At 69.8% G+C, this 23181-nt stretch carries 22 protein-coding genes, 1 tRNA gene and 1 pseudogene; 10 read left to right on the forward strand and 14 right to left on the reverse strand.

The window, feature by feature from the left end; genetic code table 11:
- Positions 1 to 1346 precede the first annotated feature (1346 nt).
- From ACGFYH_RS30990 to ACGFYH_RS31005, 4 genes are read left to right on the forward strand one after another with little or no spacing between them, the layout of a single operon-like run.
- A complete protein-coding gene (locus tag ACGFYH_RS30990) occupies positions 1347 to 1649 on the forward strand; it encodes a hypothetical protein (protein WP_393806499.1) in 303 nt (100 codons plus the stop codon).
- A gap of 17 nt (positions 1650 to 1666) precedes the next feature.
- A complete protein-coding gene (locus tag ACGFYH_RS30995) occupies positions 1667 to 2920 on the forward strand; it encodes a putative T7SS-secreted protein (protein WP_393806545.1) in 1254 nt (417 codons plus the stop codon).
- An 8-nt stretch (positions 2921 to 2928) separates the two neighbouring features.
- Complete coding sequence (locus ACGFYH_RS31000) at positions 2929 to 3567, forward strand: hypothetical protein (RefSeq protein ID WP_393806500.1); 639 nt, start codon at positions 2929 to 2931, stop codon at positions 3565 to 3567.
- Positions 3567 to 4238, forward strand: a complete 672-nt coding sequence (locus tag ACGFYH_RS31005; RefSeq protein WP_393806501.1) for a hypothetical protein — start codon at positions 3567 to 3569, stop codon at positions 4236 to 4238. Before ACGFYH_RS31000 ends, ACGFYH_RS31005 begins: the two co-directional genes overlap by 1 nt.
- Positions 4239 to 4262: 24 nt before the next feature.
- Here the strand turns inward: ACGFYH_RS31005 and ACGFYH_RS31010 are convergent, their stop codons facing one another.
- Together ACGFYH_RS31010 and ACGFYH_RS31015 are read right to left on the reverse strand one after the other, a co-directional pair.
- Positions 4263 to 4412: a DUF397 domain-containing protein gene (locus ACGFYH_RS31010; protein ID WP_393806502.1), complete on the reverse strand. Its 150-nt coding sequence runs from the start codon at positions 4410 to 4412 to the stop codon at positions 4263 to 4265.
- Positions 4413 to 4640: 228 nt separating this feature from the next.
- Positions 4641 to 5096 (reverse strand): GNAT family N-acetyltransferase, encoded by a 456-nt coding sequence (locus ACGFYH_RS31015; RefSeq protein ID WP_393806503.1) that lies wholly within the window; start codon positions 5094 to 5096, stop codon positions 4641 to 4643.
- Between the two features lie 312 nt (positions 5097 to 5408).
- Here ACGFYH_RS31015 and ACGFYH_RS31020 point away from each other — a divergent pair, with 312 nt between their 5' ends.
- Positions 5409 to 6188 carry a LuxR C-terminal-related transcriptional regulator gene (locus ACGFYH_RS31020; protein ID WP_393806504.1) on the forward strand — a complete coding sequence of 260 codons (780 nt, stop codon included), beginning with the start codon at positions 5409 to 5411 and terminating at the stop codon, positions 6186 to 6188.
- Here ACGFYH_RS31020 and tamR read toward each other — a convergent pair.
- Positions 6147 to 6644 (reverse strand): MarR family transcriptional regulator TamR, encoded by a 498-nt coding sequence (gene tamR / locus ACGFYH_RS31025; RefSeq protein ID WP_393806505.1) that lies wholly within the window; start codon positions 6642 to 6644, stop codon positions 6147 to 6149. The genes ACGFYH_RS31020 and tamR overlap by 42 nt on opposite strands.
- Before the next feature lie 118 nt (positions 6645 to 6762).
- On the opposite strand from tamR, the gene ACGFYH_RS31030 reads away from it, so the two are divergent.
- Together ACGFYH_RS31030 and ACGFYH_RS31035 are read left to right on the forward strand one after the other, a co-directional pair.
- Complete coding sequence (locus ACGFYH_RS31030; protein WP_393806506.1) at positions 6763 to 7593, forward strand: trans-aconitate 2-methyltransferase; 831 nt, start codon at positions 6763 to 6765, stop codon at positions 7591 to 7593.
- Positions 7590 to 7977: pseudogene (locus ACGFYH_RS31035) on the forward strand (VOC family protein). Before ACGFYH_RS31030 ends, ACGFYH_RS31035 begins: the two are co-directional and overlap by 4 nt.
- Positions 7978 to 7997: 20 nt before the next feature.
- Here the strand turns inward: ACGFYH_RS31035 and ACGFYH_RS31040 are convergent.
- From ACGFYH_RS31040 to ACGFYH_RS31050, 3 genes are read right to left on the reverse strand one after another with little or no spacing between them, the layout of a single operon-like run.
- Entirely contained in the window at positions 7998 to 9173 is a 1176-nt protein-coding gene (locus ACGFYH_RS31040) for a CaiB/BaiF CoA transferase family protein (RefSeq protein WP_393806507.1), read from the reverse strand.
- Positions 9174 to 9209: 36 nt separating this feature from the next.
- Positions 9210 to 9887 (reverse strand): TetR family transcriptional regulator, encoded by a 678-nt coding sequence (locus ACGFYH_RS31045; RefSeq protein WP_393806508.1) that lies wholly within the window; start codon positions 9885 to 9887, stop codon positions 9210 to 9212.
- Positions 9884 to 10894 (reverse strand): acyl-CoA desaturase, encoded by a 1011-nt coding sequence (locus tag ACGFYH_RS31050; RefSeq protein ID WP_393806509.1) that lies wholly within the window; start codon positions 10892 to 10894, stop codon positions 9884 to 9886. Before ACGFYH_RS31050 ends, ACGFYH_RS31045 begins: the two co-directional genes overlap by 4 nt.
- A 301-nt stretch (positions 10895 to 11195) precedes the next feature.
- Here ACGFYH_RS31050 and ppc point away from each other — a divergent pair, with 301 nt between their 5' ends.
- Positions 11196 to 13931, forward strand: coding sequence for a phosphoenolpyruvate carboxylase (ppc, locus tag ACGFYH_RS31055; protein ID WP_393806510.1), 2736 nt, complete (start codon positions 11196 to 11198; stop codon positions 13929 to 13931).
- A 76-nt stretch (positions 13932 to 14007) separates the two neighbouring features.
- Here ppc and ACGFYH_RS31060 read toward each other — a convergent pair whose 3' ends face one another.
- The 6 genes from ACGFYH_RS31060 to ACGFYH_RS31085 all read right to left on the reverse strand — a co-directional run bounded on the left by ACGFYH_RS31060 (position 14008) and on the right by ACGFYH_RS31085 (position 18828).
- A complete protein-coding gene (locus ACGFYH_RS31060) occupies positions 14008 to 14517 on the reverse strand; it encodes a hypothetical protein (RefSeq protein WP_393806511.1) in 510 nt (169 codons plus the stop codon).
- A gap of 80 nt (positions 14518 to 14597) precedes the next feature.
- Positions 14598 to 15200, reverse strand: a complete 603-nt coding sequence (gene pth, locus ACGFYH_RS31065; protein ID WP_393806512.1) for an aminoacyl-tRNA hydrolase — start codon at positions 15198 to 15200, stop codon at positions 14598 to 14600.
- 87 nt (positions 15201 to 15287) lie between these two features.
- Positions 15288 to 15872 (reverse strand): 50S ribosomal protein L25/general stress protein Ctc, encoded by a 585-nt coding sequence (locus tag ACGFYH_RS31070; RefSeq protein ID WP_393806513.1) that lies wholly within the window; start codon positions 15870 to 15872, stop codon positions 15288 to 15290.
- Positions 15873 to 16082: 210 nt separating this feature from the next.
- Positions 16083 to 17057: a ribose-phosphate diphosphokinase gene (locus ACGFYH_RS31075; protein WP_393806514.1), complete on the reverse strand. Its 975-nt coding sequence runs from the start codon at positions 17055 to 17057 to the stop codon at positions 16083 to 16085.
- Positions 17058 to 17190: 133 nt separating this feature from the next.
- The gene (gene glmU / locus ACGFYH_RS31080) at positions 17191 to 18639 is read right to left on the reverse strand and encodes a bifunctional UDP-N-acetylglucosamine diphosphorylase/glucosamine-1-phosphate N-acetyltransferase GlmU (protein WP_393806515.1); all 1449 of its coding nucleotides are present in this window, start codon (positions 18637 to 18639) and stop codon (positions 17191 to 17193) included.
- 112 nt (positions 18640 to 18751) lie between these two features.
- A tRNA-Gln gene (locus tag ACGFYH_RS31085) sits at positions 18752 to 18828 on the reverse strand.
- A 429-nt stretch (positions 18829 to 19257) separates the two neighbouring features.
- Here ACGFYH_RS31085 and ACGFYH_RS31090 point away from each other — a divergent pair.
- Positions 19258 to 20574, forward strand: coding sequence for a sensor histidine kinase (locus tag ACGFYH_RS31090; RefSeq protein ID WP_393806516.1), 1317 nt, complete (start codon positions 19258 to 19260; stop codon positions 20572 to 20574).
- An 82-nt stretch (positions 20575 to 20656) separates the two neighbouring features.
- On the opposite strand, the gene ACGFYH_RS31095 is transcribed toward ACGFYH_RS31090, so the two are convergent.
- Together ACGFYH_RS31095 and ACGFYH_RS31100 are read right to left on the reverse strand one after the other, a co-directional pair.
- Positions 20657 to 21151, reverse strand: coding sequence for an SUKH-3 domain-containing protein (locus ACGFYH_RS31095; protein WP_393806517.1), 495 nt, complete (start codon positions 21149 to 21151; stop codon positions 20657 to 20659).
- Between the two features lie 214 nt (positions 21152 to 21365).
- Positions 21366 to 21896 carry a YwqJ-related putative deaminase gene (locus ACGFYH_RS31100; protein WP_393806518.1) on the reverse strand — a complete coding sequence of 177 codons (531 nt, stop codon included), beginning with the start codon at positions 21894 to 21896 and terminating at the stop codon, positions 21366 to 21368.
- A 285-nt stretch (positions 21897 to 22181) separates the two neighbouring features.
- On the opposite strand from ACGFYH_RS31100, the gene ACGFYH_RS31105 reads away from it, so the two are divergent.
- A complete protein-coding gene (locus ACGFYH_RS31105; RefSeq protein ID WP_393806519.1) occupies positions 22182 to 23177 on the forward strand; it encodes an SMI1/KNR4 family protein in 996 nt (331 codons plus the stop codon).
- Positions 23178 to 23181: the final 4 nt, after the last annotated feature.

Here is a 23181-nt window from a genome sequence, read left to right on the forward strand (position 1 = left end):
GCCGCATCCCGGCCTGTCGCTTACGCATCCACGGCGGAGTCCACCCCGCCAGTATCGCCACCGGCACCGGCAGCATGAGCGCCGTGGACACTGCCAGCGCTATCCAGTGGTACAGGGGATTGCCGTTCACCCCGCCCCCTTCGTAGGCGATCACCAGCCTACGGAGGGTTGGCGAGGCCCGTCCATGCCGAACACCGCGAGCTTCCGGCGAACCTATCCGGTCAGAGCACTAGATTCTCAAGCACGAGTCCCAAGGGCAGCGGTCACGACGTCCGCGCCGATCGTCCGGCCTCACACGCAAGGTCGTCCAGAAGGCCACCGCGCGCGCCGCGCACGTCCGGTAGTAGCCCGCCTCACATTCCAGCCCTGGTCTGTGGCATCCCTTGCGACCAAGCTCCTCAACCCGTTCGGCTTTCTGTTGAGAGGGCGTGATCGGGCCACCTGTCGCGGGTCGCGCGCGCTGCCAGGCAGGCCTGACGTAAACCCATATGGTGTCACTCGGAGCCCGGTCGATAGCGTTGGCACACTTGTGAAATCTTCGCCCCACCGGGAGCTATCCGTGAACCGCCGTCCGACCCTGCTCGCCGCCGCGCAGATGCGGCAGGTGTGGATGAGTGGCGCACCCAGCCCCGAGTGGGCTCTGAAAACCCAGAACTACTTCGTCAACGGTAATCCTTACAAGGACTTGAACAAAGGCAAGGAGGGCGAGGCTACTGGTGGGACGCGTACGTCACAGAAGGAAGAGAGGCGGACCCGGCGGCCCGGGGCCGCGACAACCGGCCCTTCTGGGTGGATGAGGGCGACGAGCCGCCGGTTGATGTTCCGCAGGCTATATCACCCGAGATGTTCGCCCAGCTTGCGTATGCCGAGATTCGGGTGCTGTCTACCGAGGTCGAGCTCGCCCCTGCAGCCACCTCGAAGTAAACCTCCCGACTTGGGCATGGCTGGCTGGACACTGCCGAGTTCAAGCCAGTCTCCGTCACCGCTTCCGTCCCGCTGCTCGGCCTCAGCGACCACCGCAGAGCCCGTAGCACTGAAAATCAACCCGGGCACGGACGACGCGGTCGCCTTCCCCACCATTGGGCAATATGAGATACGGGACGGGCAGATTGGCGAGCCGTATGCCAAAGGGAAGGCAGAGGAGACCCCGCCTTGTGGGGTGAAGTACCTGCGTTCTTCTGGCGACGGCTCGTACAACTTCCAGGTCACCGTTACTTGGAGGATCAGATGGACGAGTACGACCGGTGCAGGCGGTATCCTGCCAAACGGCGAATTCGGTGCAGACCAGAAGGTCGTGGTTCAGGAAATGCAGGCCGTCAACCGCTAGTAGATAGTTAAGGGGGGCGATGAGTGACATACATGTTGACTTTGAAGTGCTGGCGCGCGTGCGGAGCAACATCGAGCACATCGCCGAGGTCATGGAACGTCCTGGTCGGGAGATGGAAGAGGTCGATGGCGAGTCCATGGGCGTGAGCGCGCTCGCGTCACGCATGAATGACTTCGGTGACGAGTGGTCGTACGGAATCGAACGGATCAGCAAATACTCGGGTGCGGCAGTCAAAATGCTCGACAAGATGAAGAAGGCGTTCGAGGACATTGATGACACGCTTGCAAAAGAGCTGCGCAAAGCTCGGGAGCAGTGTACGTGAGTGATCCGTTCTCTTGGATGTCGCCGACGCAGACTTCTCCTCTGAGGGACAGATTTCCAGCCCTAGAGTTCGTTCCCTGCCCCGGGGACCCACACACCGCAAAGCATGTGGCGAACATCGTGCAGCGCACGGCCAGATCGCTGAACGAAATATCAGATGCCCTGCACGGCACTGATGACGCAGATTGGAAGGGACGCCACGCCGACGCGTTCCGAGAGCAGTTCGACGACGACTTCCGTCCCAAGGTTGACAAGGCGAAACGATCCTTTAGTAAGGCTGCAAGAGCGCTGACGGACTGGGCCGACGAGATGCCGGTCTGGCAACGCAAGGCCGAGGCCCTGGAAACCCAGGCACAGGATGCCAAGGACGCACTCCGAGGCGCGAAGGACAGGTTGGCCGGCCTTCCTTCCAAGCCGCTGCTCGGCCTGCCGCCAAACGACGACGCTGAGGCGCTGAAGCGGGAGAAGACGGAGAAGGACCGCTCCGCGGCAGAACTGGACGCCAGTACGGCAGAGGCGGATCTGGACCGAATTCGAGCACAGGCACGCAAGTTGGCCAGTGACTTCGACCTGGAGGGTCAGGCGATTGCGCGCCGTCTGGACAAGGCGCTGAACATCGCCCCCAACGAACCTGGACTGCTGGACAAGATCGGTGACACGCTCGCAGGTATCGGCAAGACTCTGGGGGCGATTGACGACATCGTCACTGACGTCCTCAAAGCCGCATTGGCGGATGCAGTCAAGTGGCTCTCGGAACACGCCTATTCTATCGCCGCACTCGGAGACGTCCTGGCGGCCGTGAGTGCCGCGCTGGGTGCTATCTCTCTGGTCCTCATTCTTGTTGCACCCATTACGGGACCGCTGGCACCGGCCTTTGCCACAGCGGCGGGGGCCGTCGGGGTGGCATCGGGTGCGTTTGCCCTCGGGGCGCTGGGGCTGCACAGCACGGCACGTGCGGTTGGAGGCGAATCCGTGGTTTCGAACCGGACGTTGACGCAGGACGCACTCGGCGTACTGCCGTTCGGAGGGGCTTTCAAGGGTATTTCCAGGGCGGTGTCTGCCAGTCGCGCAGCTGATGCGGCAGCGAACTTTGGGCTGGTGGACACCGTTGCCGCGTTCATCGCGGACCCCACTGCACTCGGATATTTCAACCCCCAAGATGACCGGCAGACCATGCAATCAGCGCTCCCGGGTGGCAATCTACTTGTGGCTTTCGAGAACGCATGGAAGGCCGGAAGTGAGAAGGACAAGGCTGCCCGGCATGGAAAGTGAGTCGCAAGATGAAAGATCCTGAGATTATAGAATCCTTCGATGGGCGTGGCCGTGTCGAGTTCCTTCTCGGAGGTCTCGAGGGCAGGCATTCCGACAAGATCGCGGCGATCGGCCATGAACTCGGCTATGGTCTGCGGACAACCGAGACGCCCAGTAGGGGCACTCTCCGTCTGGTCTTCGTAAGAGACGACTCACCGACCGCCCGCCAACGTGCCCTCCAGAGCCGGGAGCGGCTGCTTTCGGGAGGCTCGCTCTTGCAGACGTGGATGGCGCCTGCCGAGCACCTTGGGGAGAGCAGCGCTGTGACGGATGTCGAAATGGCCTCGACACGGCGGAAGTTGGCGGCTTATGAGGAAAATCCCAACGGAGGCAGGAACCTCGCCGCCGTCCTCACCCTGGTCAGCCTCGGGTGTCTTGTCCTGGCAGGGGTGCTGCGCGACAGACCGGGTGCTGCCGTGGCCATGGTGGTCCTTGGCGTCCCCTTTGCGGTGGTGGCGGCCTTGACGCCACGGTGGATGAGGCGCTGGTACGAGAAGAACCGTCGGCTCATGGATCTGCACGACCAGCAGCGGGCGGGCCGTGTGGGGCCTCCTCCGCCCCCCGGTCACCCACCCGACTGGCGCTCTGCCAAGGAAGGCGGACAGTGATGCGTGTCGACTTCTCAATCCCGGTTGAGTTCGAGGAAGTACCTCTCGGTATGGATTTCGCGGCGGCGTGGGATGAGGTGTGTGCCCGCGGTGCCCACGAATCGCACATGACGGAGACTCGTGAGAAGTCGCTGTCAGAGATGGCCCGGACGCTTGAAGCGATCTCACGTTCCCTTGCTGCTTCGGGAGTCCTATACGCCGGGAACTGCCTACATTCTTTCGAGGGTGAGATCTCTCTGGGCTCACTCGCTGTTGCGGTCGTGGACTTCGCCTACGGTGACGATCCGGCCACAGCAGCTCGCGGGACACTCCGTGGCATCCTCGATTCGCGCGGGGAGAACTGGACGGGATCGGTGATCGATGCTCCATGCGGCCAGGCTGTAGTCTTCACCGGTGGGCAGAGGTACGTCCTTCCTTCCGTTCTTTCCCCAACCGGGGAGAGAGCCGAGGTACTCACCGCTCAATTCCACGCAATGATCCCTGTCCCGGCCGGATTCGACGAGCCTCGACGCATGTGCCTCGTGGCTTTCTCCACACCCCAGGTCACTCACTGGGAAAAGTGCTACGCCCCCCTTGTGGCGCGGATCCTGCGGAGCCTCCGCTTTGCACCGGAGGATGACAATCACGCCGCCGTCGACAGGCTTGCGCCGACGGGTGCTGAAGGCAGTTGAGGCGGACATCAGTTGAGGCGGACATCAGCCATCGCCGCCGCTGTGCTCGGTCAGGGTAAGCGCTATGCCGGTCATGTGGACAGCTCCTTCAACGCACTCGTTGTTCGCCGCGCCGTAGCTGCTCTTGTACCAGCCTGCTGTTACGGGGAACTGCGTGGCCTGCGTCTCGTTCATGGAATGAGCTCCCGTTGTGCAGCGGCCGGCAGGTCGAGGCTGGTCGCGGTGTCGGCCGCTTGCGATCGCAGGTAGTCGAACACGGCTGCATGGTCCGTACTGGGAACCGGTCGCTGTCGCCACCGACTTCGGCACCTGGACGATCGGCACCACCGAACTGCCCCGATACAGTGCGAAGGACATGGGGCTGGAGCCCGAGTGAGAACCGGTCCGGTCCTCCTGGCCGGCTCACCCCAACCGCTTCACCAGCGTGTACTCCGTGATCCCCGGCGGGTAGTCGGGGATCACGCACATCACGTCGTAGCCGCGCTTCGTGTAGAAGCCTGGGGCCTGGAAGTCCCAGGTCTCCACGCGGGCGGCCGCGCAGCCCCGTTCGGCGCGGGCGACGCGTTCCGCCTCGTCGAGCAGGGCGGAACCCAGGCCCGATCCCCGGTGGCCGTCGTCCACCCACAGGTACGTCACGTGGAGCCAGGTCGCCCAGGTGTGGCCGACCAGGCCGCCGGCCAGACCGCCGGTCGCGTCCAGCACCCAGACGTGCAGAGGGGATTCGCGTTCGTGAGGGGTTCCGCGCAGGGAACGCAGGATCGAGGACGCCGCCGTGTTCGTCTCCCGCAGGCGGGTGCGCAGCAGATCGCGCCGTTCTTTGTCGACTTCTGTCACAAGACGAAACATGCGGCTCACCATAAACGCGCCGGGCAGTCAGTTCTGCGAATAGCCTTCCGCTCCCGGCGCCCGCCCGTACTCTGATGAGCAGCACCGGTGGGGGCCGGTGCCGTTCAGGGGGCGGGACGGCCGGGTACGACGCCCGGGGCGGGGGCAGCGGTCACTGCACGGCGGCGGCCGTGCGGCCGCGGCGAACCGTCCCGGAGCACCGAACACACAGCACAGCTGGGATACGGGGCCCTCGGGCGCCGTGCCCGTGCCGGTGCCGTCATCCGAGGACGGACAGACGATGGGTATCCCCTGCTCCTGGAGGAGCCTGGGGGAGGGGGTTTCGTGGTTCGTATCCGAGTCCTGGTCGTCGACGACCACCGCATCTTCGCCGAGTCGCTCGCGGCCGCCCTGGCCGCCGAGTCCGACGTCGACGTCTCCGCGGCCGGCAGCGGTCCGGCCGCACTGCGCTGCCTGGAGCGGGCGGCGTCCGAGGGGCGGCGGTTCGACGTGCTGCTCGTCGACGCCGACCTGGGCGGCCACGTGCCCGGCGCGCGGCCCGCCGTCCCCGTGCGGGACGGCGACGAGGAAGGGCTGGTGGACGGGATATCGCTGGTCGCCGGGGTGCGCTCGGGACAGCCGGGCGTACGGATCGTCGTACTCGCCGAGAAGGACGACCCCCGGCGGGCGGCCCTCGCGCTGGGAGCCGGCGCCTCCGGCTGGGTGGCCAAGGACTGCTCCCTGTCCCGGCTGCTCAGCGTCATCCGCGGCGTCCTGCGCGACGAGACGCATCTGCCGCCCGCGCTGCTCACCGGCGTCCTGCGTGAACTGACCGCCGCCCGCAAGCACCGCACCGAGAGCGAACTGCTGGTGGAGTCGCTGACCCCCAGGGAGCGGGAGGTGCTGCGCTGCATGGTCGCCGGGCTCGGGCGCAAGGCGGTCGCCGAGCGGCTGTACCTGTCCCCGCACACGGTGCGCACCCACATGCAGAACGTGCTGGGCAAGCTGGGCGTCCACTCCACGCTGGCCGCCGTCGCGCTGGCGCGCAGGGCCGGGGTCGGGCCCGCCGACCTGGGGAGGCCCTCAGCCGGGGATGTTGTCGAACGGGGCGGTCAGCTGGCGTAGCAGGGCCGCCAGCTCGCTGCGCTGGGCGCGGGAGAGTTCGGCCAGGATGGCGCGCTCCTGGGCCAGCAGGCCCGCGAGGGACTGGTCGGCGCGGTCGCGGCCCTCGTCCGTGAGCCGGACCAGGACGCCGCGCCGGTCGCTGGGATCGGGCAGGCGCTCCACCAGGCCCTTCTTCGCCAGGCGGTCGATGCGGTTGGTCATCGTGCCCGAGGTGACCAGGGTCTGGGTGAGGAGCTGGCCCGGGGAGAGCTGGTACGGGGCGCCCGCGCGGCGCAGGGCCGTGAGCACGTCGAACTCCCAGGGCTCCAGTTGGTGTTCGGAGAAGGCCAACCGACGTGCGCGGTCCAGGTGCCGGGCGAGCCTGCTGACCCGGCTCAGCACCTCGAGCGGCTCCACGTCGAGGTCCGGGCGCTCCCGGCGCCACGCTGCGACCAGCCGATCGACCTCGTCCTCCATGACGATCAGTGTAGTGGTTGTGTCGACGTGAAGTCTCTTGATGTCAATTGTCTTGACGTCGAGATACATTGGGGGTGACGCTGGGCACCCCTTCCGCACCGCCATCCCCGGAGGTTCCATGCCCGCCACCGCTCCGACCTGGGACCCCGCCCAGTACCTCCGCCACGCCGGCCACCGCGCCCGCCCCTTCACCGACCTCCTCGCCCGGATCCAGGACCTCCCCGCGGACCCGCCCCGCATCGCCGACCTCGGCTGCGGCCCCGGCAACGTCACCGGCCTGCTCGCCGACCGCTGGCCCACCGCCCGCATCACCGGCTACGACAACTCGCCCCCGATGCTCGAACGGGCCCGGCAGCACGCCGGCCCCACCCCAGGCGGCGGCCACCTCGACTTCGCCCCCGCCGACGCCCGTACCTGGAGCCCCGACGAGCCGTTCGGCCTCCTCGTCAGCAACGCCACCCTGCAGTGGGTCCCCGGGCACGCCGACCGCTTCCCCGACTGGATCGACGGCCTGGCCCCCGGCGGCACCCTCGCCCTCCAGGTACCGGGCAACTTCGACGCCCCCAGCCACCGCCTGATGCGCGAACTCGCCCGCTCCCGGCGCTGGCGGAACCGCCTCGCCGGTGTCCTGCGCCACGACGACGCCGTCCTCACCCCCGAGGGCTACCTCGCCCACCTGACGGACACCGGCTGCACCGCCGACGTGTGGGAGACGACCTACGTCCACCTGCTGACCGGCGAGGACCCCGTCCTCGACTGGGTGAAGGGGACGGGACTGCGGCCCGTGCTCGCCGCGCTCGACGACGACCCCGAGGCCCGCGACGCGTTCGTCGAGGAGTACCGGACCGTCCTGCGCGCCGCCTACCCCGGCGGGGCGCACGGAACCCCGTTCCCCTTCCGCCGCGTCTTCGCCGTCGCACGCAAGCCCGCGGCGGAGGCGGGCCGGTGATCACCGGCCTCGACCACGTGCAGCTCGCCGCGCCGCCCGGCTCCGAGGAGCCGCTGCGCGCCTTCTACACCGGCGTACTCGGCATGACCGAGACCTCCAAGCCGCCCCGCGCTCGCCGCCCGCGGCGGCTGCTGGTTCGGGACCTGCCCCGTCCGGCTCCACCTGGGCGTCGAGACGACCGGCTTCCGGCCCGCCCGCAAGGCCCACCCCGGGCTGCGGGTCACCGGCATCGACGCGTACGCCGCCCGCCTGGAGGCCCACGGCACACCCGTCACCTGGGACGACGACCTGCCCGGCCACCGGCGCTTCTACTGCGCCGATCCGGTCGGCAACCGCCTGGAGTTCTGGGAGCCGGAGGGGCCGCAGGCGCCGGAGCCGTCCTGACCCGCGGGGGCCTGCCGCACTCACGCCACGCCCTCCGCGACGAGCGCGTCGATGGCCTCCCCCGACAGGCCCAGCCCGCCGAGGATCGCGCGGGTGTGCTCGCCCGGCGCGGGGACCGCCTCCATGCGGGGCGCGTCCCCGGTCGGGCCGGGCGGTGCCAGTGCCGGGACCGGACCGGCCGGTGTGGGCACCTCGTGCAGGCGTCCGCGTGCGGCCAGCTGCGGGTGGTCCCACACCTCGGCGAGCGTGTTCACCCGGGCGTTGGCGACCGGCACGGCATCGAGCAGCTCGACCGCCTCGGCACCGGTCAGCTCCGCGAACCGGGCCGCGATCAGCCCGCCCAGCGCCTCCCGGTGCGCGTTGCGGTCCGCGTTGGTGGCGTAGTGCGGGTGCCGGGCCAGCTCCGGACGGCCCAGGAAGCCCGCGCAGAAACCGTGCCACTCGCGCTCGTTCTGCACCGCCGTCATCACGACCCTCCCGTCGCCCGCCGTGAACGGGCCGTACGGATAGATCGTCGCGTGCGAGGCACCCGCCCGCGGCGGCGGCTGGGCGCCGTCGAAGGAGTAGTACAGCGGAAATCCCAGCCACTCCACGGTGGCCTCCAGCATCGACACGTCCAGATGCGTGCCCCGTCCCGTCCGGCCGCGCTCCAGGAGCGCGCCGAGGATCGAGCTGTACGCGTACATCCCGGCGGCGATGTCCGACACCGGGATGCCCACCTTGGCCATGTCGTCCGGCGTGCCCGTGACCGACAGCAGCCCCGCCTCGGACTGCACCAGCAGGTCGTACGCCTTGCGGTCCGCGTAGGGGCCGGGCGCGCCGTAGCCGGAGATGTCGCACACGATCAGCTCCGGACGCGCGGCGCGCAGCTCCCGCGCGCCCAGTCCGGCCCGGGCGGCCGCGCCCGGCGCCAGATTCTGCAGGAAGACGTCCGCGTCCGCGATCAGCCTGCGCAGCAGGTCCAGGCCGCGCGGGTCCTTGAAGTCCAGGGTGAGGGACTCCTTGTTGCGGTTCGCCCACACGAAGTGCGAACTCAGACCCCGCACCCGGGTGTCGTACGCCCGCGCGAAGTCCCCCGTCCCCGGGCGCTCCACCTTGATCACCCGCGCGCCGAGGTCGGCGAGCTGACGGCTGGCGTAGGGCGCGGCGATCGCCTGCTCCAGCGCGACGACGGTGACACCGCGCAGCGGTTGCATGTGTACGCCCCTCGCAGTCCCCGGCTCCCCGGCCGGCTAGCTCTTGCGGTGCCCTATCAGCCGCGGCCTCGGCTCCAGGCCGTCCAGGCCGTGCCACGCCAGGTTCACCAGGTGCGCCGCCACCTCCGCCTTCTTCGGGCGGCGCACGTCCAGCCACCACTGGCCGGTCAGCGCCACCATCCCCACCAGCGCCTGCGCGTACACCGGGGCCAGCTTGGGGTCGAAACCGCGGTTCTTGAACTCGCGGCCCAGGATGTCCTCGACCTGGGTGGCGATGTCCGAGATGAGCGAGGCGAAGGTGCCCGTCGACTGCGGGATCGGGGAGTCGCGGACCAGGATGCGGAATCCGTCCGTGTACTCCTCGATGTAGTCGAGGAGCGCGAAGGCGGCCTGTTCGCACAGCTCGCGCGGATGGCCGGCGGTCAGCGAGCTGGTCACCATGTCGAGCAGCCGCCGCATCTCGCGGTCCACCACCACCGCGTACAGCCCCTCCTTGCCGCCGAAGTGCTCGTACACCACCGGCTTGGAGACCCCGGCCTTCGCCGCGATCTCCTCCACCGAGGTGCCCTCGAAGCCCTTCGCGGCGAAGAGGGTGCGACCGACCTCCAGCAGCTGCTGGCGGCGCTCGACACCGGTCATCCGGGTGCGACGTGCGCGCCGCGGCTTCTCGTTGCCTGGGATATTGCTGGAGTCGGTCGCCACACCGTCAATCATGCCGCCTTCGCCGTCTCCTTCCGGCGGCGGGCGCGGTCCTGGTCCGTGTTGCGGCGCGAATCGATACGCGAGCGTGACGGCCAGCGCACGTCGTACGCCCACCCCAGCTGCTCGAACCAGCGGATCAGCCGGGCCGAGGAGTCCAACTGCCCGCGCATCACCCCGTGCCGCGCCGAGGTCGGGTCCGCGTGGTGCAGGTTGTGCCAGGACTCACCGCAGGACAGGACCGCCAGCCACCACACGTTGCCCGAGCGGTCCCGGGACTTGAAGGGGCGCTTGCCCACCGCGTGGCAGATCGAGTTGATCGACCAGGTCACGTGGTGCAGCAACGCCACCCGCACGAGTGAACCCCAGAAGAAGCCGGTGAACGCTCCCCACCAGGACATCGTGACCAGCCCGCCGATCAGCGCGGGCAGCGCCAGGGACACCAGGGTCCACAGGATGAACTGGCGGGAGACCGCCCGCAGTGCCGGGTCCCTGATCAGATCCGGCGCGTACTTCTCCTGCGGCGTCTGCTCCTCGTCGAACATCCAGGCGATGTGGGCCCACCACAGGCCCTTCATCAGCGCGGGCACCGTCTCGCCGTACCGCCACGGCGAGTGCGGGTCGCCCTCGTCGTCGGAGAACTTGTGGTGCTTGCGGTGGTCGGCCACCCAGCGGACCAGCGGCCCCTCGACCGCCATCGAGCCCGCGATCGCCAACGCGATCTTCAACGGCCGTTTCGCCTTGAAGGAGCCATGGGTGAAGTGGCGGTGGAAGCCGATGGTGATGCCGTGGCAGCCCAGGAAGTAGAAGAAGACCAGCAGCCCCAGGTCCAGCCAGCTCACGCCCCACCCCCACGCCAGTGGCACCGCCGCCACCAGCGCGAGGAACGGAAGGGTGATGAACAGCAGGAGGGTGATCTGCTCGATCGACCGCTTCTGCTCACCGCCCAGCGTGGCGGAGGACGCCGCGGCGTCGCCGGGAGGCTGCGGAGCGTCTGGGATCACATCGGAACTTGTGGTCATGCGCGTCCCCTGTGGGGTCGAGGGTGGGGTCGGGGGTGGATCCGGCGCCGGGGAACGGAACCATGCACGTTTCCTACGGTTCCGTAACCTACGGCGACGTAAGTATGACAGTGCGTGCCCGCCCGGCAAGAGCCCCAGAGCCTGCGCGTCCTGGCCGACACCTATCCTGGGAGTCGGTCGGACAGCGCGGTCCGCTCTGATTACTTCCCGGACGTCCGGCCCGGTAAGCGGCGCCCGCCGCACGAGCCGACCGTTCGGGTTCCCTCCCAGACGAGCTTCAACACTGCAAGGAGCCGCACCTGTGAGCAGTGCCGACGACCAGACCACCACGACGACCAGCAGCGAGCTGCGCGCCGACATCCGCCGACTGGGTGATCTCCTCGGGGAGACCCTCGTCCGGCAGGAGGGCCCCGAACTGCTGGAACTCGTCGAGAAGGTACGCCGACTCACCCGCGAGGACGGCGAGGCCGCCGCCGAACTGCTGCGCGGCACCGAACTGGAGACCGCCGCCAAGCTCGTCCGCGCCTTCTCCACCTACTTCCACCTCGCCAACGTCACCGAGCAGGTCCACCGCGGCCGCGAGCTGGGCGCCAAGCGCGCCGCCGAGGGCGGACTGCTCGCCCGCACCGCCGACCGCCTCAAGGACGCCGACCCCGAGCACCTGCGCGAGACGGTCCGCAACCTCAACGTGCGCCCCGTCTTCACCGCGCACCCCACCGAGGCCGCCCGCCGCTCCGTCCTCAACAAGCTGCGCCGCATCGCGGCCCTCCTGGACACCCCCGTCATCGAGTCCGACCGGCGCCGCCTCGACATCCGCCTCGCCGAGAACATCGACCTCGTCTGGCAGACCGACGAACTGCGCGTCGTACGCCCCGAGCCCGCCGACGAGGCCCGCAACGCCATCTACTACCTCGACGAACTCCACGCGGGTGCCGTAGGCGACGTCCTTGAGGACCTCACCGCCGAGCTGGAGCGGGCCGGCGTCAAGCTCCCCGACGACACCCGGCCGCTCACCTTCGGCACCTGGATCGGCGGCGACCGCGACGGCAACCCCAACGTCACCCCGCAGGTGACCTGGGACGTCCTCATCCTCCAGCACGAACACGGCATCAACGACGCCCTGGAGACGATCGACGAGCTGCGCGGCTTCCTCTCCAACTCCATCCGCTACGCGGGCGCCACCGAGGAACTGCTCGCCTCCCTGCGGGCCGACCTCGACCGGCTCCCCGAGATCAGCCCCCGCTACAAGCGCCTGAACGCCGAGGAGCCCTACCGGCTCAAGGCCACCTGCATCCGGCAGAAGCTGGAGAACACCAAGCAGCGCCTCGCCAGGGGCACCGCCCACGAGGACGGCCGCGACTACCTCGGCACCGCCGAACTCATCGACGACCTGCGCCTCGTCCAGACCTCCCTGCGCGAGCACCGCGGCGGCCTCTTCGCCGACGGGCGCCTCGCCCGCACCATCCGCACCCTGGCCGCCTTCGGCCTCCAGCTCGCCACCATGGACGTCCGCGAACACGCCGACGCCCACCACCACGCCCTCGGCCAGCTCTTCGACCGGCTGGGCGAGGAGTCCTGGCGCTACGCCGACATGCCCCGCGACTACCGCACCAAGCTCCTCGCGAAGGAACTGCGCTCGCGCAGGCCCCTGGCCCCCACCCCGGCCCCCGTGGACGCGCCCGGCGAGAAGACCCTCGGCGTCTTCCAGACCGTCAGGCGGGCCCTGGAGGTCTTCGGCCCCGAGGTCATCGAGTCGTACATCATCTCCATGTGCCAGGGCGCCGACGACGTCTTCGCGGCGGCGGTGCTGGCCCGCGAGGCCGGGCTCATCGACCTGCACGCCGGCTGGGCGAAGATCGGCATCGTGCCGCTCCTGGAGACCACCGACGAGCTGAAGGCCGCCGACACCATTCTGGAGGACCTGCTCGCCGACCCCTCCTACCGGCGTCTGGTCGCCCTGCGCGGCGACGTCCAGGAGGTCATGCTCGGCTACTCCGACTCCTCCAAGTTCGGCGGCATCACCACCAGCCAGTGGGAGATCCACCGCGCCCAGCGCCGCCTGCGCGACGTCGCCCACCGCTACGGCGTACGGCTGCGCCTCTTCCACGGCCGCGGCGGCACCGTCGGCCGCGGTGGCGGCCCCACCCACGACGCGATCCTCGCCCAGCCCTGGGGCACCCTGGAGGGCGAGATCAAGGTCACCGAGCAGGGCGAGGTCATCTCCGACAAGTACCTCATCCCGGCCCTGGCGCGGGAGAACCTGGAGCTGACCGTCGCGGCCACCCTCCAGGCGTCCGCCCTGCACACCGCGCCCCGCCAGTCCGACGAGGCCCTGGCCCGCTGGGACGCGGCGATGGACGTGGCCTCCGACGCGGCCCACACGGCCTACCGGGGGCTGGTCGAGGACCCCGACCTGCCCGCGTACTTCCTGGCCTCCACGCCGGTCGACCAGCTCGCCGACCTGCACCTGGGCTCGCGGCCCTCCCGCCGCCCCGGCTCGGGTGTCTCGCTCGACGGACTGCGCGCCATCCCGTGGGTGTTCGGCTGGACCCAGTCGCGGCAGATCGTCCCCGGCTGGTTCGGCGTCGGCTCCGGCCTCAAGGCGCTGCGCGAGGCCGGCCTGGACACCGTGCTCGACGAGATGCACCAGCAGTGGCACTTCTTCCGCAACTTCATCTCCAACGTCGAGATGACCCTCGCGAAGACCGACCTGCGCATCGCCCAGCACTACGTCGACACCCTCGTCCCGGACGAGCTCAAGCACGTCTTCGACACCATCAAGGCCGAGCACGAACTGACCGTCGCCGAGGTGCTGCGCGTCACCGGTGAGAGGGAACTGCTGGACGCCGACCCGGTTCTCAAGCAGACCTTCACCATCCGCGACGCCTACCTCGACCCGATCTCCTACCTCCAGGTCGCCCTCCTCGGCCGCCAGCGCGAGGCCGCCGCCGCGAACGAGGAAGCCGACCCGCTGCTGGCCCGAGCCCTGCTCCTCACCGTCAACGGTGTGGCAGCGGGCCTGCGCAACACGGGCTGACGCCCCGCACGCGACACACCGGTGCCCCCGGGCTCACACAGAGCCCGGGGGCACCCGGGCGCCGTACGCGGGACACTCACACCGCGAAGAACGCCGCCGTCAGCAGCGCCGCCCCCGCCCCCGCCATCACCCACGCCACCCGCGTCCGCCGCAGCCCCCCGGCCACCACCACCGACGCCAGCAGCAGCGCCCCGCCCAACGGCACCCACGCGTACAGGACCCCGGCCGGACCCGACCGCACCACCTCGTCACCGCCGGGCTTCACCACCACCGCGTACGTCCGCCCCTCGGCCACGGCGACGGAGTCCTCGATGACGACCCGCTCCCGCGCCTGCGACCCCGCCGACACCGGCGTGTACGGCCCGCTGCACGAACCGCCGCCGCACCGCGTCACCTCGACCGTGCCCTGCTCGCGCCCCTTGGTCAGCAGCACGTGCTGCGCCGTACCCCAGGACGCCCACACACCCGCGATCAGGAGCAGCGCCGTGACCGTCCCCATCGCCGCGATCCGGCCGAACCGCAGCAGGGCGGCCGAGGCCCGACGGGGACGAGCGGCGGCGGCAGAGGCAGGCATGGCCGGGATCATTGGCCATACCTGAGCGCCCGGTCAACTCGACCGAGCACCTTCGAGGGACAAGTCAGGAGTTGTACGCCACGAGCCGTGCCTCAGGAGTTGTACGTGCTCTGCGCCCGCTCAAGACCCTCGATCAGCAGGGCCTCCACCGCGTCCGCCGCCCGGTCGACGAAGTAGTCCAGCTCCTTGCGCTCCGTCGACGAGAAGTCCCGCAGCACGAAGTCCGCCACCGCCATCCGCCCCGGCGGCCGCCCGATCCCGAACCGCACCCGCTGGTACTCCGGACCCAGCGACTTCGTGATCGACTTCAGCCCGTTGTGCCCGTTGTCCCCGCCGCCCAGCTTCAGCCGCAGTACGCCGTAGTCGATGTCCAACTCGTCGTGCACCGCCACGACGTTGCCGACCGGGACCTTGTAGAAGTCCCGCAGTGCCGTCACCGGCCCACCCGACAGGTTCATGAACGACATCGGCTTCGCCAGGATCACCCGCCTGCTCGCGGGCCCCGGCGGACCGATCCGCCCCTCGACCACCTGCGCCTGCGCCTTGCCGTGCCGCTTGAAGCGCGCCCCCATCCGCTCCGCCAGCAGGTCCGCCACCATGAAACCGACGTTGTGCCGGTTCGAGGCGTACCCGGGGCCCGGATTGCCGAGACCGGCCACCAGCCAGGGAGCGCCCGCGTCCGTCGTCACGTCCATCTCTCCTCACCTACCCGTCCACACATACGCGTCGGCCGCTGCCCCGCGCGGGAACAGCGGCCGACCCAACGATGACCGTGGGCGAGATCAGGCCTCGGCGGCCTCGTCACCCTCGGCCGGGGCCTCCTCGGCCTGCGCGGAGAGCACCTGGAGGACGACCGTGTCGCCCTCGACGGCCAGCTTGGTGCCGGCCGGGAGCGGGATGTCCTTCGCCAGGACGGAGGCGCCGGACTCCAGGCCCTCGATGGAGACGGTGACCGACTCGGGGATGTGCGTGGCCTCGGCCTCGACGGGCAGCGTGTTCAGCACGTGCTCCAGCAGGTTGCCGCCCGGAGCCAGCTCACCTTCGGTCTGGACGTAGATCTCGACGCTGACCGTCTCGCCGCGCTGCACCAGCTGCAGGTCCACGTGCTCGAGGAAACCCTTGATCGGGTCGCGCTGCACCGACTTCGGGATCGCCAGCTCGTTGGTCTTGCCGTCGACGTCCAGCGCGATCAGCACGTTCGGCGTACGCAGCGCCATCAGCAGGTCGTGACCCGGCAGCGTCAGGTGCAGCGGGTCCGAACCGTGACCGTACAGAACACCGGGAACCTTGTTGTCACGGCGGATACGGCGCGCGGCACCCTTGCCGAACTCGGTGCGCGTCTCGGCGGTGAGCTTTACCTCGGACATGGTCACTCCTCGTGGAAATCAGGAACGGACGTGGTCACCCGGCCACGAACGGCCTGCTACGAAGAGCGCGTCGATAACGGACCGCCGTACACGAACGCGTACGGCCTCCCTCGCCGAGCAACTTCAGCAGTCTACTCGGAGAGGAAGGCCGTACCCAAAACGATCGAACCAGCAGGGCCGGCGCCCTGCGGAACGGTTACTGCACGACGCTCACTGCTCGTCGAAGAGGCTCGTCACCGAACCGTCCTCGAACACCTCGCGCACCGCACGCGCGATCGTCGGCGCGATCGACAGCACCGTGATCTTGTCCAGCTCCAGCTCGCTCGGCGTCGGCAGCGTGTTCGTGAACACGAACTCGCTCACCTTCGAGTTCTTCAGCCGGTCCGCCGCGGGACCCGACAGCACACCGTGCGTCGCCGTCACGATGACGTCCTCCGCACCGTGCGCGAACAGCGCGTCCGCCGCGGCGCAGATCGTGCCACCCGTGTCGATCATGTCGTCGACCAGGACGCAGATCCGGCCCTCCACCGAACCGACGACCTCGTGCACCGTCACCTGGTTCGCCACGTCCTTGTCACGCCGCTTGTGCACGATCGCCAGCGGCGCGCCCAGCCGGTCGCACCAACGGTCCGCCACCCGCACCCGGCCCGCGTCCGGAGACACCACCGTCAGCTTCGAACGGTCCACCTTCGTCCCCACGTAGTCCGCCAGGAGCGGCAGCGCGAACAGGTGGTCCACCGGGCCGTCGAAGAAACCCTGGATCTGGTCCGTGTGCAGGTCCACGGTCAGAATCCGGTCCGCACCGGCCGTCTTCATCAGATCGGCGATCAGACGCGCCGAAATCGGTTCACGTCCCCGGTGCTTCTTGTCCTGCCGCGCGTAACCGTAGAACGGCACGATGACCGTGATGGAACGGGCCGACGCGCGCTTCAGCGCGTCGATCATGATCAACTGCTCCATGATCCACTTGTTGATCGGAGCCGTGTGGCTCTGGATCAGAAAGCAGTCCGCACCTCGCGCCGACTCCTGGTAGCGCACATAGATCTCGCCGTTCGCGAAGTCGAAGGCCTTCGTCGGGACGACCCCGACACCCAACTGCTGGGCGACCTCCTCGGCAAGCTCGGGGTGGGCGCGGCCGGAGAAGAACATCAGCTTCTTCTCGCCGGTCGTCTTGATCCCGGTCACAGCACTTACTCCTCAGAGGTTCGCAGCTGAGCGTCATGGGGCGCTCTCCCGACTGGATGCGGGGGCGTCTCAGCTGGTGGGGTGCGGATGTGCACTTATCACGGTACGCCGTGTTCGACGCGCCGGTTTCCGGTCAGCCTTCGCCGCCCGCCTCGCGGGACACCGCCTCGGCCGCCTTCGCCGCCGCGCTCCCCGGACGCCTCCGAGCCACCCAACCCTCGATATTCCGCTGCTGGCCACGGGCCACGGCCAGCGAACCGGGCGGCACGTCCTTCGTGATCACCGAGCCGGCGGCGGTGTAGGCACCGTCCCCGACCGTGACGGGAGCCACAAACATGTTGTCCGAACCGGTACGGCAGTGGGAGCCGATCGTCGTGTGGTGCTTGTCCTGGCCGTCGTAGTTCACGAACACACTCGCGGCACCGATGTTCGTGAACTCACCGATCGTCGCGTCGCCCATGTAGGACAGGTGCGGCACCTTCGTCCCCTCGCCGATGGAGGAGTTCTTCGCCTCGACGAACGTACCGATCTTCGACTTCAGGCCGAGCCGGGTACCGGGCCGCAGGTACGCGTACGGACCGACGGAGGCCTGCGGACCGATGTGGGCGCTGACGGAAACCGTGTTGTCCACGCGCGCCCCCGCGTCGACCCGGGTGTCCGTGAGACGGGAATTGGGCCCGACCTCGCACCCCTCACCGAGGTGCGTGGAGCCGTGCAGCTGCGTGCCCGGGTGGATGACCGCGTCCCGCTCGAACGTCACCGTGGAGTCGACCCACGTGGTCGCCGGGTCGACCACCGTCACCCCGGCCAGCATCGCCCCCGTCAGCAGCCGGTCGTTGAGGATCCGGCGGGCCTCCGCGAGCTGCACGCGGTTGTTGATCCCCGCGATCTCACGGTGGTCGCCGGCCACGCACGCGCCGACCCGGTGCCCCGCCTCCCGGAGGATCCCCAGCACGTCCGTGAGGTACTCCTCGCCCTGGCTGTTGTCCGTCCGCACCTTGCCCAGCGCGTCCGCGAGCAGCCGCCCGTCGAAGGCGAACACACCGGAGTTGATCTCCCGGATCGCCCGCTGCGACGCGGAGGCGTCCTTGTGCTCGACGATTTTGGAGACCGCACCGGAGGCCCCCTCCCGCACGATCCGGCCGTACCCCGTCGCGTCCGGCACCTCGGCCGTCAGCACGGTGACGGCGTTCCCGTCGGCGGAGTGCGTGGCGGCGAGCGCCTGGAGCGTCTCGCCGGTGAGGAGGGGAGTGTCGCCGCAGACCACGACCACGGTCCCGTCCACGGCACCGCCCAGCACCTCCAGGCCCATCCGCACGGCGTGACCGGTTCCGTTCTGCCGCTCCTGGACGGCGGTGCGCACGTCGGGGGCGACCTCCGCGAGGTGCGCGGTGACCTTCTCGCGGGCGTGCCCGACGACGGCGACCAGGTGCTCGGGGTCCAGCTCTCCGGCGGCGGCGAGCACGTGCCCGACGAGGGAGCGGCCGCACAGCTCGTGCAGGACCTTGGGAGTGGCCGACTTCATACGGGTGCCCTCACCCGCTGCGAGAACGACGACGGCGGCCGGGCGAATGGCGCTCACGGGATGCCCTTCGGCTTTGAGGGGGTGGGGGTGGACATCCGCAGGATACCGGGGTGCTTTGTGGGGGGTACGAGTGCGGGCCCCGACAGTGATGTCAGGGCCCGCACGGGAGCTCCCGGGGCAGGAGTCGAACCTGCGTCTTACCTGGATTCAAAGTCCAGTCGCCCCTACCGACAGAGCAACCCGGGAATGCCGGGGCCAGCCTACGGTGTTCGTTGTTCGGCTGCCACCGCCCTTCGGGACCACCAGCCTTCGGTGCGGCGGTGCACCCCGGCTCCGTCCCCGCGTCTGCCCGGAGCCATCCGCAGGGGCTGTCGCCGTTCTTCCGGTCGGTGCCACAGGCGCGCTTCCCGAGGGTCGTCGGGGTCGGTCGTGCCGCCCTCTCCTCCGCGGCCGACCGCCTTTCCTCCGCGGCCGACCGTCTTGTCCGCCGGGGCTCCTCCTCACGCGGCCGCAGCCTGCCTCCCCTCTGTGAATGTGCCACGGGCAAACCGTCCGGCCGGAATCTTCGCTTCCGGAGGCGAACGGCTCGGGGTTCACCAGTTCGAGGGCTATCGCGTCGTATCGTTTGTCGAAAGTCACCGGAAATGGGGCGCCCGGCGCCCGTAGGCTGGAGCCATGACCACGACGGGGGAAGACCACGAACCGGCCCGGGGTGGGCCTTGGTGGTGGGACAGGCGGCGCGGCGCGGTGCTCGATGTGAGCCTCGGAGTCGTGTCCGCGCTGGAGTGCGCGGCGGAGGGGGTTCCGTTCGCGCGGGATGCCGGGATCCCGTTCGCGATGGGGGTCGTCTTCGGGCTGCTGGCCGGTTCGGTGCTGGTGGTGCGGCGGAAGTACCCGATCGCGGTGGTGCTGGTGGCGATCGCCGTCACACCGGCCGAGATGGGCATCCTGCTGGGCATCGTCGGCCTGTACACGCTGGCGGCGTCGGAGCTGCCGCGGCGGATCATCGGGGCCCTGGCCGGGATGTCGTTCCTGGGGACGTTGATCGTGACGTTCGTCCGGTTGCGGCAGGACATGGGGCGGGACGGCGTCGATTTCGGGGACTGGTTCTTCCCGTTCGCGTCGATCGGGACGTCGCTGGGGATGACCGCGCCGCCGTTGCTGCTGGGCCTGTACGTCGGGGCGCGGCGGCGGCTGATGGAGAGCCTGCGGGAGCGCGCGGACAGCCTGGAGCGGGAGTTGCAGTTGCTCGCCGAGCGTGCGGAGGAGCGTGCGGAGTGGGCGCGGGGTGAGGAGCGGACGCGGATCGCGCGGGAGATGCACGATGTGGTCGCGCACCGGGTGAGTCTGATGGTGGTGCACGCCGCGGCCCTTCAGGCGGTGGCCCGGAAGGACCCGGAGAAGGCGGTGAAGAACGCTGCCTTGGTGGGGGACATGGGGCGGCAGGCGCTGACGGAGCTGCGCGAGATGCTCGGGGTGTTGCGCAGTGGCGGGGGCGGTGCGCTTGCCGAGCGGGCGTCGGTGCCGTTGGCCGCGGTGGGGGTGGCTGCCGCGGCGGCGGCCTCGCGGGCGGTGGAGGACGGGGAGTCGTCGCCGGACGGGCCGTGTCTGTCGGAGCTGGACGAGCTGATCGGGCAGTCGGAGGCGGCCGGGATGGTCGTGAACCTGTCCGTGGAGGGGGAGGAGCGTTCGTATGCGGCGGAGGTGGAGTCGACGGCTTTCCGGGTGGTGCAGGAGGCGTTGACGAATGTGCACAAGCACGCGGCGGGCGCGAAGACGTACGTACGGCTGGCGCATCGGGTCTCGGAGATCGCGATGCAGGTGGAGAACGAGCCGCCGCCGGAGCTGTCGGCGGAGTCGGCGCGGTTGCCGTCGGGTGGCAACGGGCTGGTGGGGATGAAGGAGCGGGTGGCCGCTCTGGGGGGTGTGTTCGTGTCGGGGCCGACCGACGCGGGGGGTTTCCGGGTGTCGGCGGTGATTCCGGCGTCGTAGGCGCGTGGTGGTGTTCTCCTGCCGGTGCCGTCGTGCCGTCGTGCCGTCGTGCCGTCGTGCCGTCGTGCCGGCCCGTCCATGCTCAGCCCATGGTGAGGCGGGTCGGCTGGGTGCCGGCGATCAGGGTGGCGAGGGCGGTGTCGATGTCGGCGCCGAGGTACCAGTCACCGGTGTGGTCGAGCATGTAGACGCGGCCCTCGGCGTCGATGGCGACGAGGGCCTGGCTGTCGGTCTCGGCGCCGAGCGGGCAGGTCCGGGTGCCGAGGGCGCGGCCGAGGTCGCCGAGGGTGCGGGCCATGTGGAGGCCGTGCAGGGGGTCCAGGTGCAGGGTCGCGGGGGCGATCTGGCGGCCGGGCCCGGTGGGCGCGAGGTGGAGGCCGCCGAATTCGGCCCAGGCCTCGACCGCGGCGGGGAAGACGGTGTGGCGGTGTCCCGCGGGTGAGGTGTGCCCGCGCAGGGTGTCGGCCCAGATCTCGGCCTGCTTGATGTCCCAGCGTCCGGGTTGCCAGCCGGCGTCGCGCAGTGCGGCGTCGACGGGGACGGGGAAGCGGGTGGTGGAGGTGCGGTCGGCTTGCATCTGCCCTTGGTTCGTTTCGGTCGGCTCGGTGTGCTGGGTGCCTGTCCGGTGTGCTGGGCCCGTTCGGTGAGGCGGCCCGTTCGGTGAGGCGGCCGTTCGGTGGGTCGGCCTGCTCGGCCTGCTCGGTCGGCTCGGTCGGTGGGTCGGCCTGCTCGGTCGGGTCCGTCGCGCGGGCCGGTCGTGGGCGTCGGTCGTGGGCGTCGGTCGCGGCGGGTCAGCCGTCGTGGGGCGTGGGGTCGACGATGCGGACGCCGAAGTGTGCGCTGAGGGCGGTGCACGCGCGGCACGGTGCCGCGAAGGCGCCGTGGAGGGGGTCGCCGTCCTCGCGGATGCGGCGGGTGGTGAGTTTGGCGTGTTTGAGCGCTTTGCGGGCTTCGCCGTTGGTCATGGGTTTGCGTGCGGCGCGCTTGCTGCGTGCGGCGTCGGCGGTGGCCAGGTGCCGTGAGATGAGGATGGTCTCGGCGCAGCGGCCCGTGTAGCGGTCCCGTTGGCCGCTGGTGAGGGTGTCGAGGAAGTCCTGCACGAGGTGGTGCAGAGCGGGTGGCGCGTCGGCGCGGGTGGGGGTGCCGGTGAGGGTGGTGCCGCGCACGGAGAGGGCGGCGGCGACGGTCGGGAGTATGCCGTCGCGGCGGTGCCGGAGGATGGGGGCGAGCTGGGCGTCGGTGCTGCTCCAGCCGATGCGGGGGTCGCCGCCGTGGGGGTCGTCGGACCGCCCGGTGTCGGGTCCCGTCTGTGTCGCACTCATGATCGTCTTCCCCTCCTGAGCATCCCCCCGAAGGTCACAGAGTGCCAAATCCCGTGGCTGCTGCGGAAGCTGGGGCGTGGCGACACGCCCGGGTATGGGCGGTGTGTCACGGGAGGGTGACGGCTGGTCACGGAAGCGGAGGTGCCGGGTGCCGGGGGCGAGGTCCGGCGCCGGTGACCCCTCTCGCCGTACCGCATAGGCTGTCGGCACCGCGATCGCGTGCGGTGAACCGACAGTTCAGACAGTGCAGACAGATCAGAACAGACGCCGCAGGGGGCAACCGCCATGACGACAGGTCGGCTCGGGCAAGCGGCCGCGCCGCCGAACGCGGCCTATGCCGGGCAGGTCGTGCATTTCCCGGATCCGGTGCGGGCGGCCCGTCACCCGAGAGGGGTACGCGTGGACGAGGGTGGTTACCCCGTCTTCTCGCCGTACGCCCGTGCGGTCGCGGAGATCGCGGACCCGCCGGAGGGGTTCGGGGTCGACGAGTTGCGGTTGACGGACTACGTGTCGGCGAACGCGGCCCTGTCGGCGTCCGGGCACGAACTGTGGGACACGGTGCCGGCGGTGGCGACGCCGCACGGCTGGACGTGGCACCACGCGGCCGGATCGCGGCGGATGGAGCTGGTCCCGGTCGAGGTGAAGGCGCTGCTGCGCCATCACGGCGGGATCTCGACGGCGCTGGTGGACCAGGGCAAGCGCGGCACGCGGCCGTTGCAGGAGACGCGTCCCGCGCATTTCGGTCTGCCCAAGTCGGGTGTCGCCGTCACGGAGCAGCAGGTGCAGGGCGTCGAGGAGGACCTCGGGTACCGGCTGCCGGGCGCGTACCGGTCGTTCCTGAAGGCGGCGGGCGGCTGTGCGCCGGTGGGCACGGCCCTCGACGCGGGGCTGGGGCTGCTGGTGGACCAGCCGTTCTTCACGGTGCGCGAGGAGGCGGCGGTCAACGACCTGGTCTATGTCAACAAGTGCCTGCGGGACCACCTGACCAAGGACTACCTGGGCGTCGCCTTCGTGCAGGGCGGTCTGCTCGCGGTGAAGGTGAAGGGCGAGTGGATCGGTTCCGTGTGGTTCTGCGCCTACGACGACGTGCGGGACGTGGATCCCTCGTTGCCGCCGGCGGACCGGGTGGAGCGGCTGCTGCTGCCCTGCGGTGAGGATTTCGACGTGTTCCTGTCGCGGCTGGCGGGGTCCCCGCCGGAGCTGGAGACGGTGGCGAACCTGATGGTGGACGGCGGTTTCGCGCGTGCGGTGCCCGTGACGTCGGCGTCTGTAGGGGAGTGAGCTG

It is taken from the genome of Streptomyces sp. NPDC048392, from assembly GCF_043200575.1.
Taxonomy (GTDB): Bacteria; Actinomycetota; Actinomycetes; order Streptomycetales; family Streptomycetaceae; genus Streptomyces.

Bases quoted from the DNA above. Each gene is read 5' to 3' on its own strand.
- ACGFYH_RS30990 (WP_393806499.1), top strand. From the start codon at position 1,347: ATGAGTGACATACATGTTGACTTTGAAGTGCTGGCGCGCGTGCGGAGC.
- ACGFYH_RS30995 (WP_393806545.1), top strand. From the start codon at position 1,667: ATGTCGCCGACGCAGACTTCTCCTCTGAGGGACAGATTTCCAGCCCTA.
- ACGFYH_RS31000 (WP_393806500.1), top strand. From the start codon at position 2,929: ATGAAAGATCCTGAGATTATAGAATCCTTCGATGGGCGTGGCCGTGTC.
- ACGFYH_RS31005 (WP_393806501.1), top strand. From the start codon at position 3,567: ATGCGTGTCGACTTCTCAATCCCGGTTGAGTTCGAGGAAGTACCTCTC.
- ACGFYH_RS31010 (WP_393806502.1), bottom strand. From the start codon at position 4,412: ATGAACGAGACGCAGGCCACGCAGTTCCCCGTAACAGCAGGCTGGTAC.
- ACGFYH_RS31015 (WP_393806503.1), bottom strand. From the start codon at position 5,096: ATGGTGAGCCGCATGTTTCGTCTTGTGACAGAAGTCGACAAAGAACGG.
- tamR (WP_393806505.1), bottom strand. From the start codon at position 6,644: ATGGAGGACGAGGTCGATCGGCTGGTCGCAGCGTGGCGCCGGGAGCGC.
- ACGFYH_RS31030 (WP_393806506.1), top strand. From the start codon at position 6,763: ATGCCCGCCACCGCTCCGACCTGGGACCCCGCCCAGTACCTCCGCCAC.
- ACGFYH_RS31040 (WP_393806507.1), bottom strand. From the start codon at position 9,173: ATGCAACCGCTGCGCGGTGTCACCGTCGTCGCGCTGGAGCAGGCGATC.
- ACGFYH_RS31045 (WP_393806508.1), bottom strand. From the start codon at position 9,887: ATGATTGACGGTGTGGCGACCGACTCCAGCAATATCCCAGGCAACGAG.
- ACGFYH_RS31050 (WP_393806509.1), bottom strand. From the start codon at position 10,894: ATGACCACAAGTTCCGATGTGATCCCAGACGCTCCGCAGCCTCCCGGC.
- ACGFYH_RS31060 (WP_393806511.1), bottom strand. From the start codon at position 14,517: ATGATCCCGGCCATGCCTGCCTCTGCCGCCGCCGCTCGTCCCCGTCGG.
- pth (WP_393806512.1), bottom strand. From the start codon at position 15,200: ATGGACGTGACGACGGACGCGGGCGCTCCCTGGCTGGTGGCCGGTCTC.
- ACGFYH_RS31070 (WP_393806513.1), bottom strand. From the start codon at position 15,872: ATGTCCGAGGTAAAGCTCACCGCCGAGACGCGCACCGAGTTCGGCAAG.
- ACGFYH_RS31090 (WP_393806516.1), top strand. From the start codon at position 19,258: ATGACCACGACGGGGGAAGACCACGAACCGGCCCGGGGTGGGCCTTGG.
- ACGFYH_RS31095 (WP_393806517.1), bottom strand. From the start codon at position 21,151: ATGCAAGCCGACCGCACCTCCACCACCCGCTTCCCCGTCCCCGTCGAC.
- ACGFYH_RS31100 (WP_393806518.1), bottom strand. From the start codon at position 21,896: ATGAGTGCGACACAGACGGGACCCGACACCGGGCGGTCCGACGACCCC.
- ACGFYH_RS31105 (WP_393806519.1), top strand. From the start codon at position 22,182: ATGACGACAGGTCGGCTCGGGCAAGCGGCCGCGCCGCCGAACGCGGCC.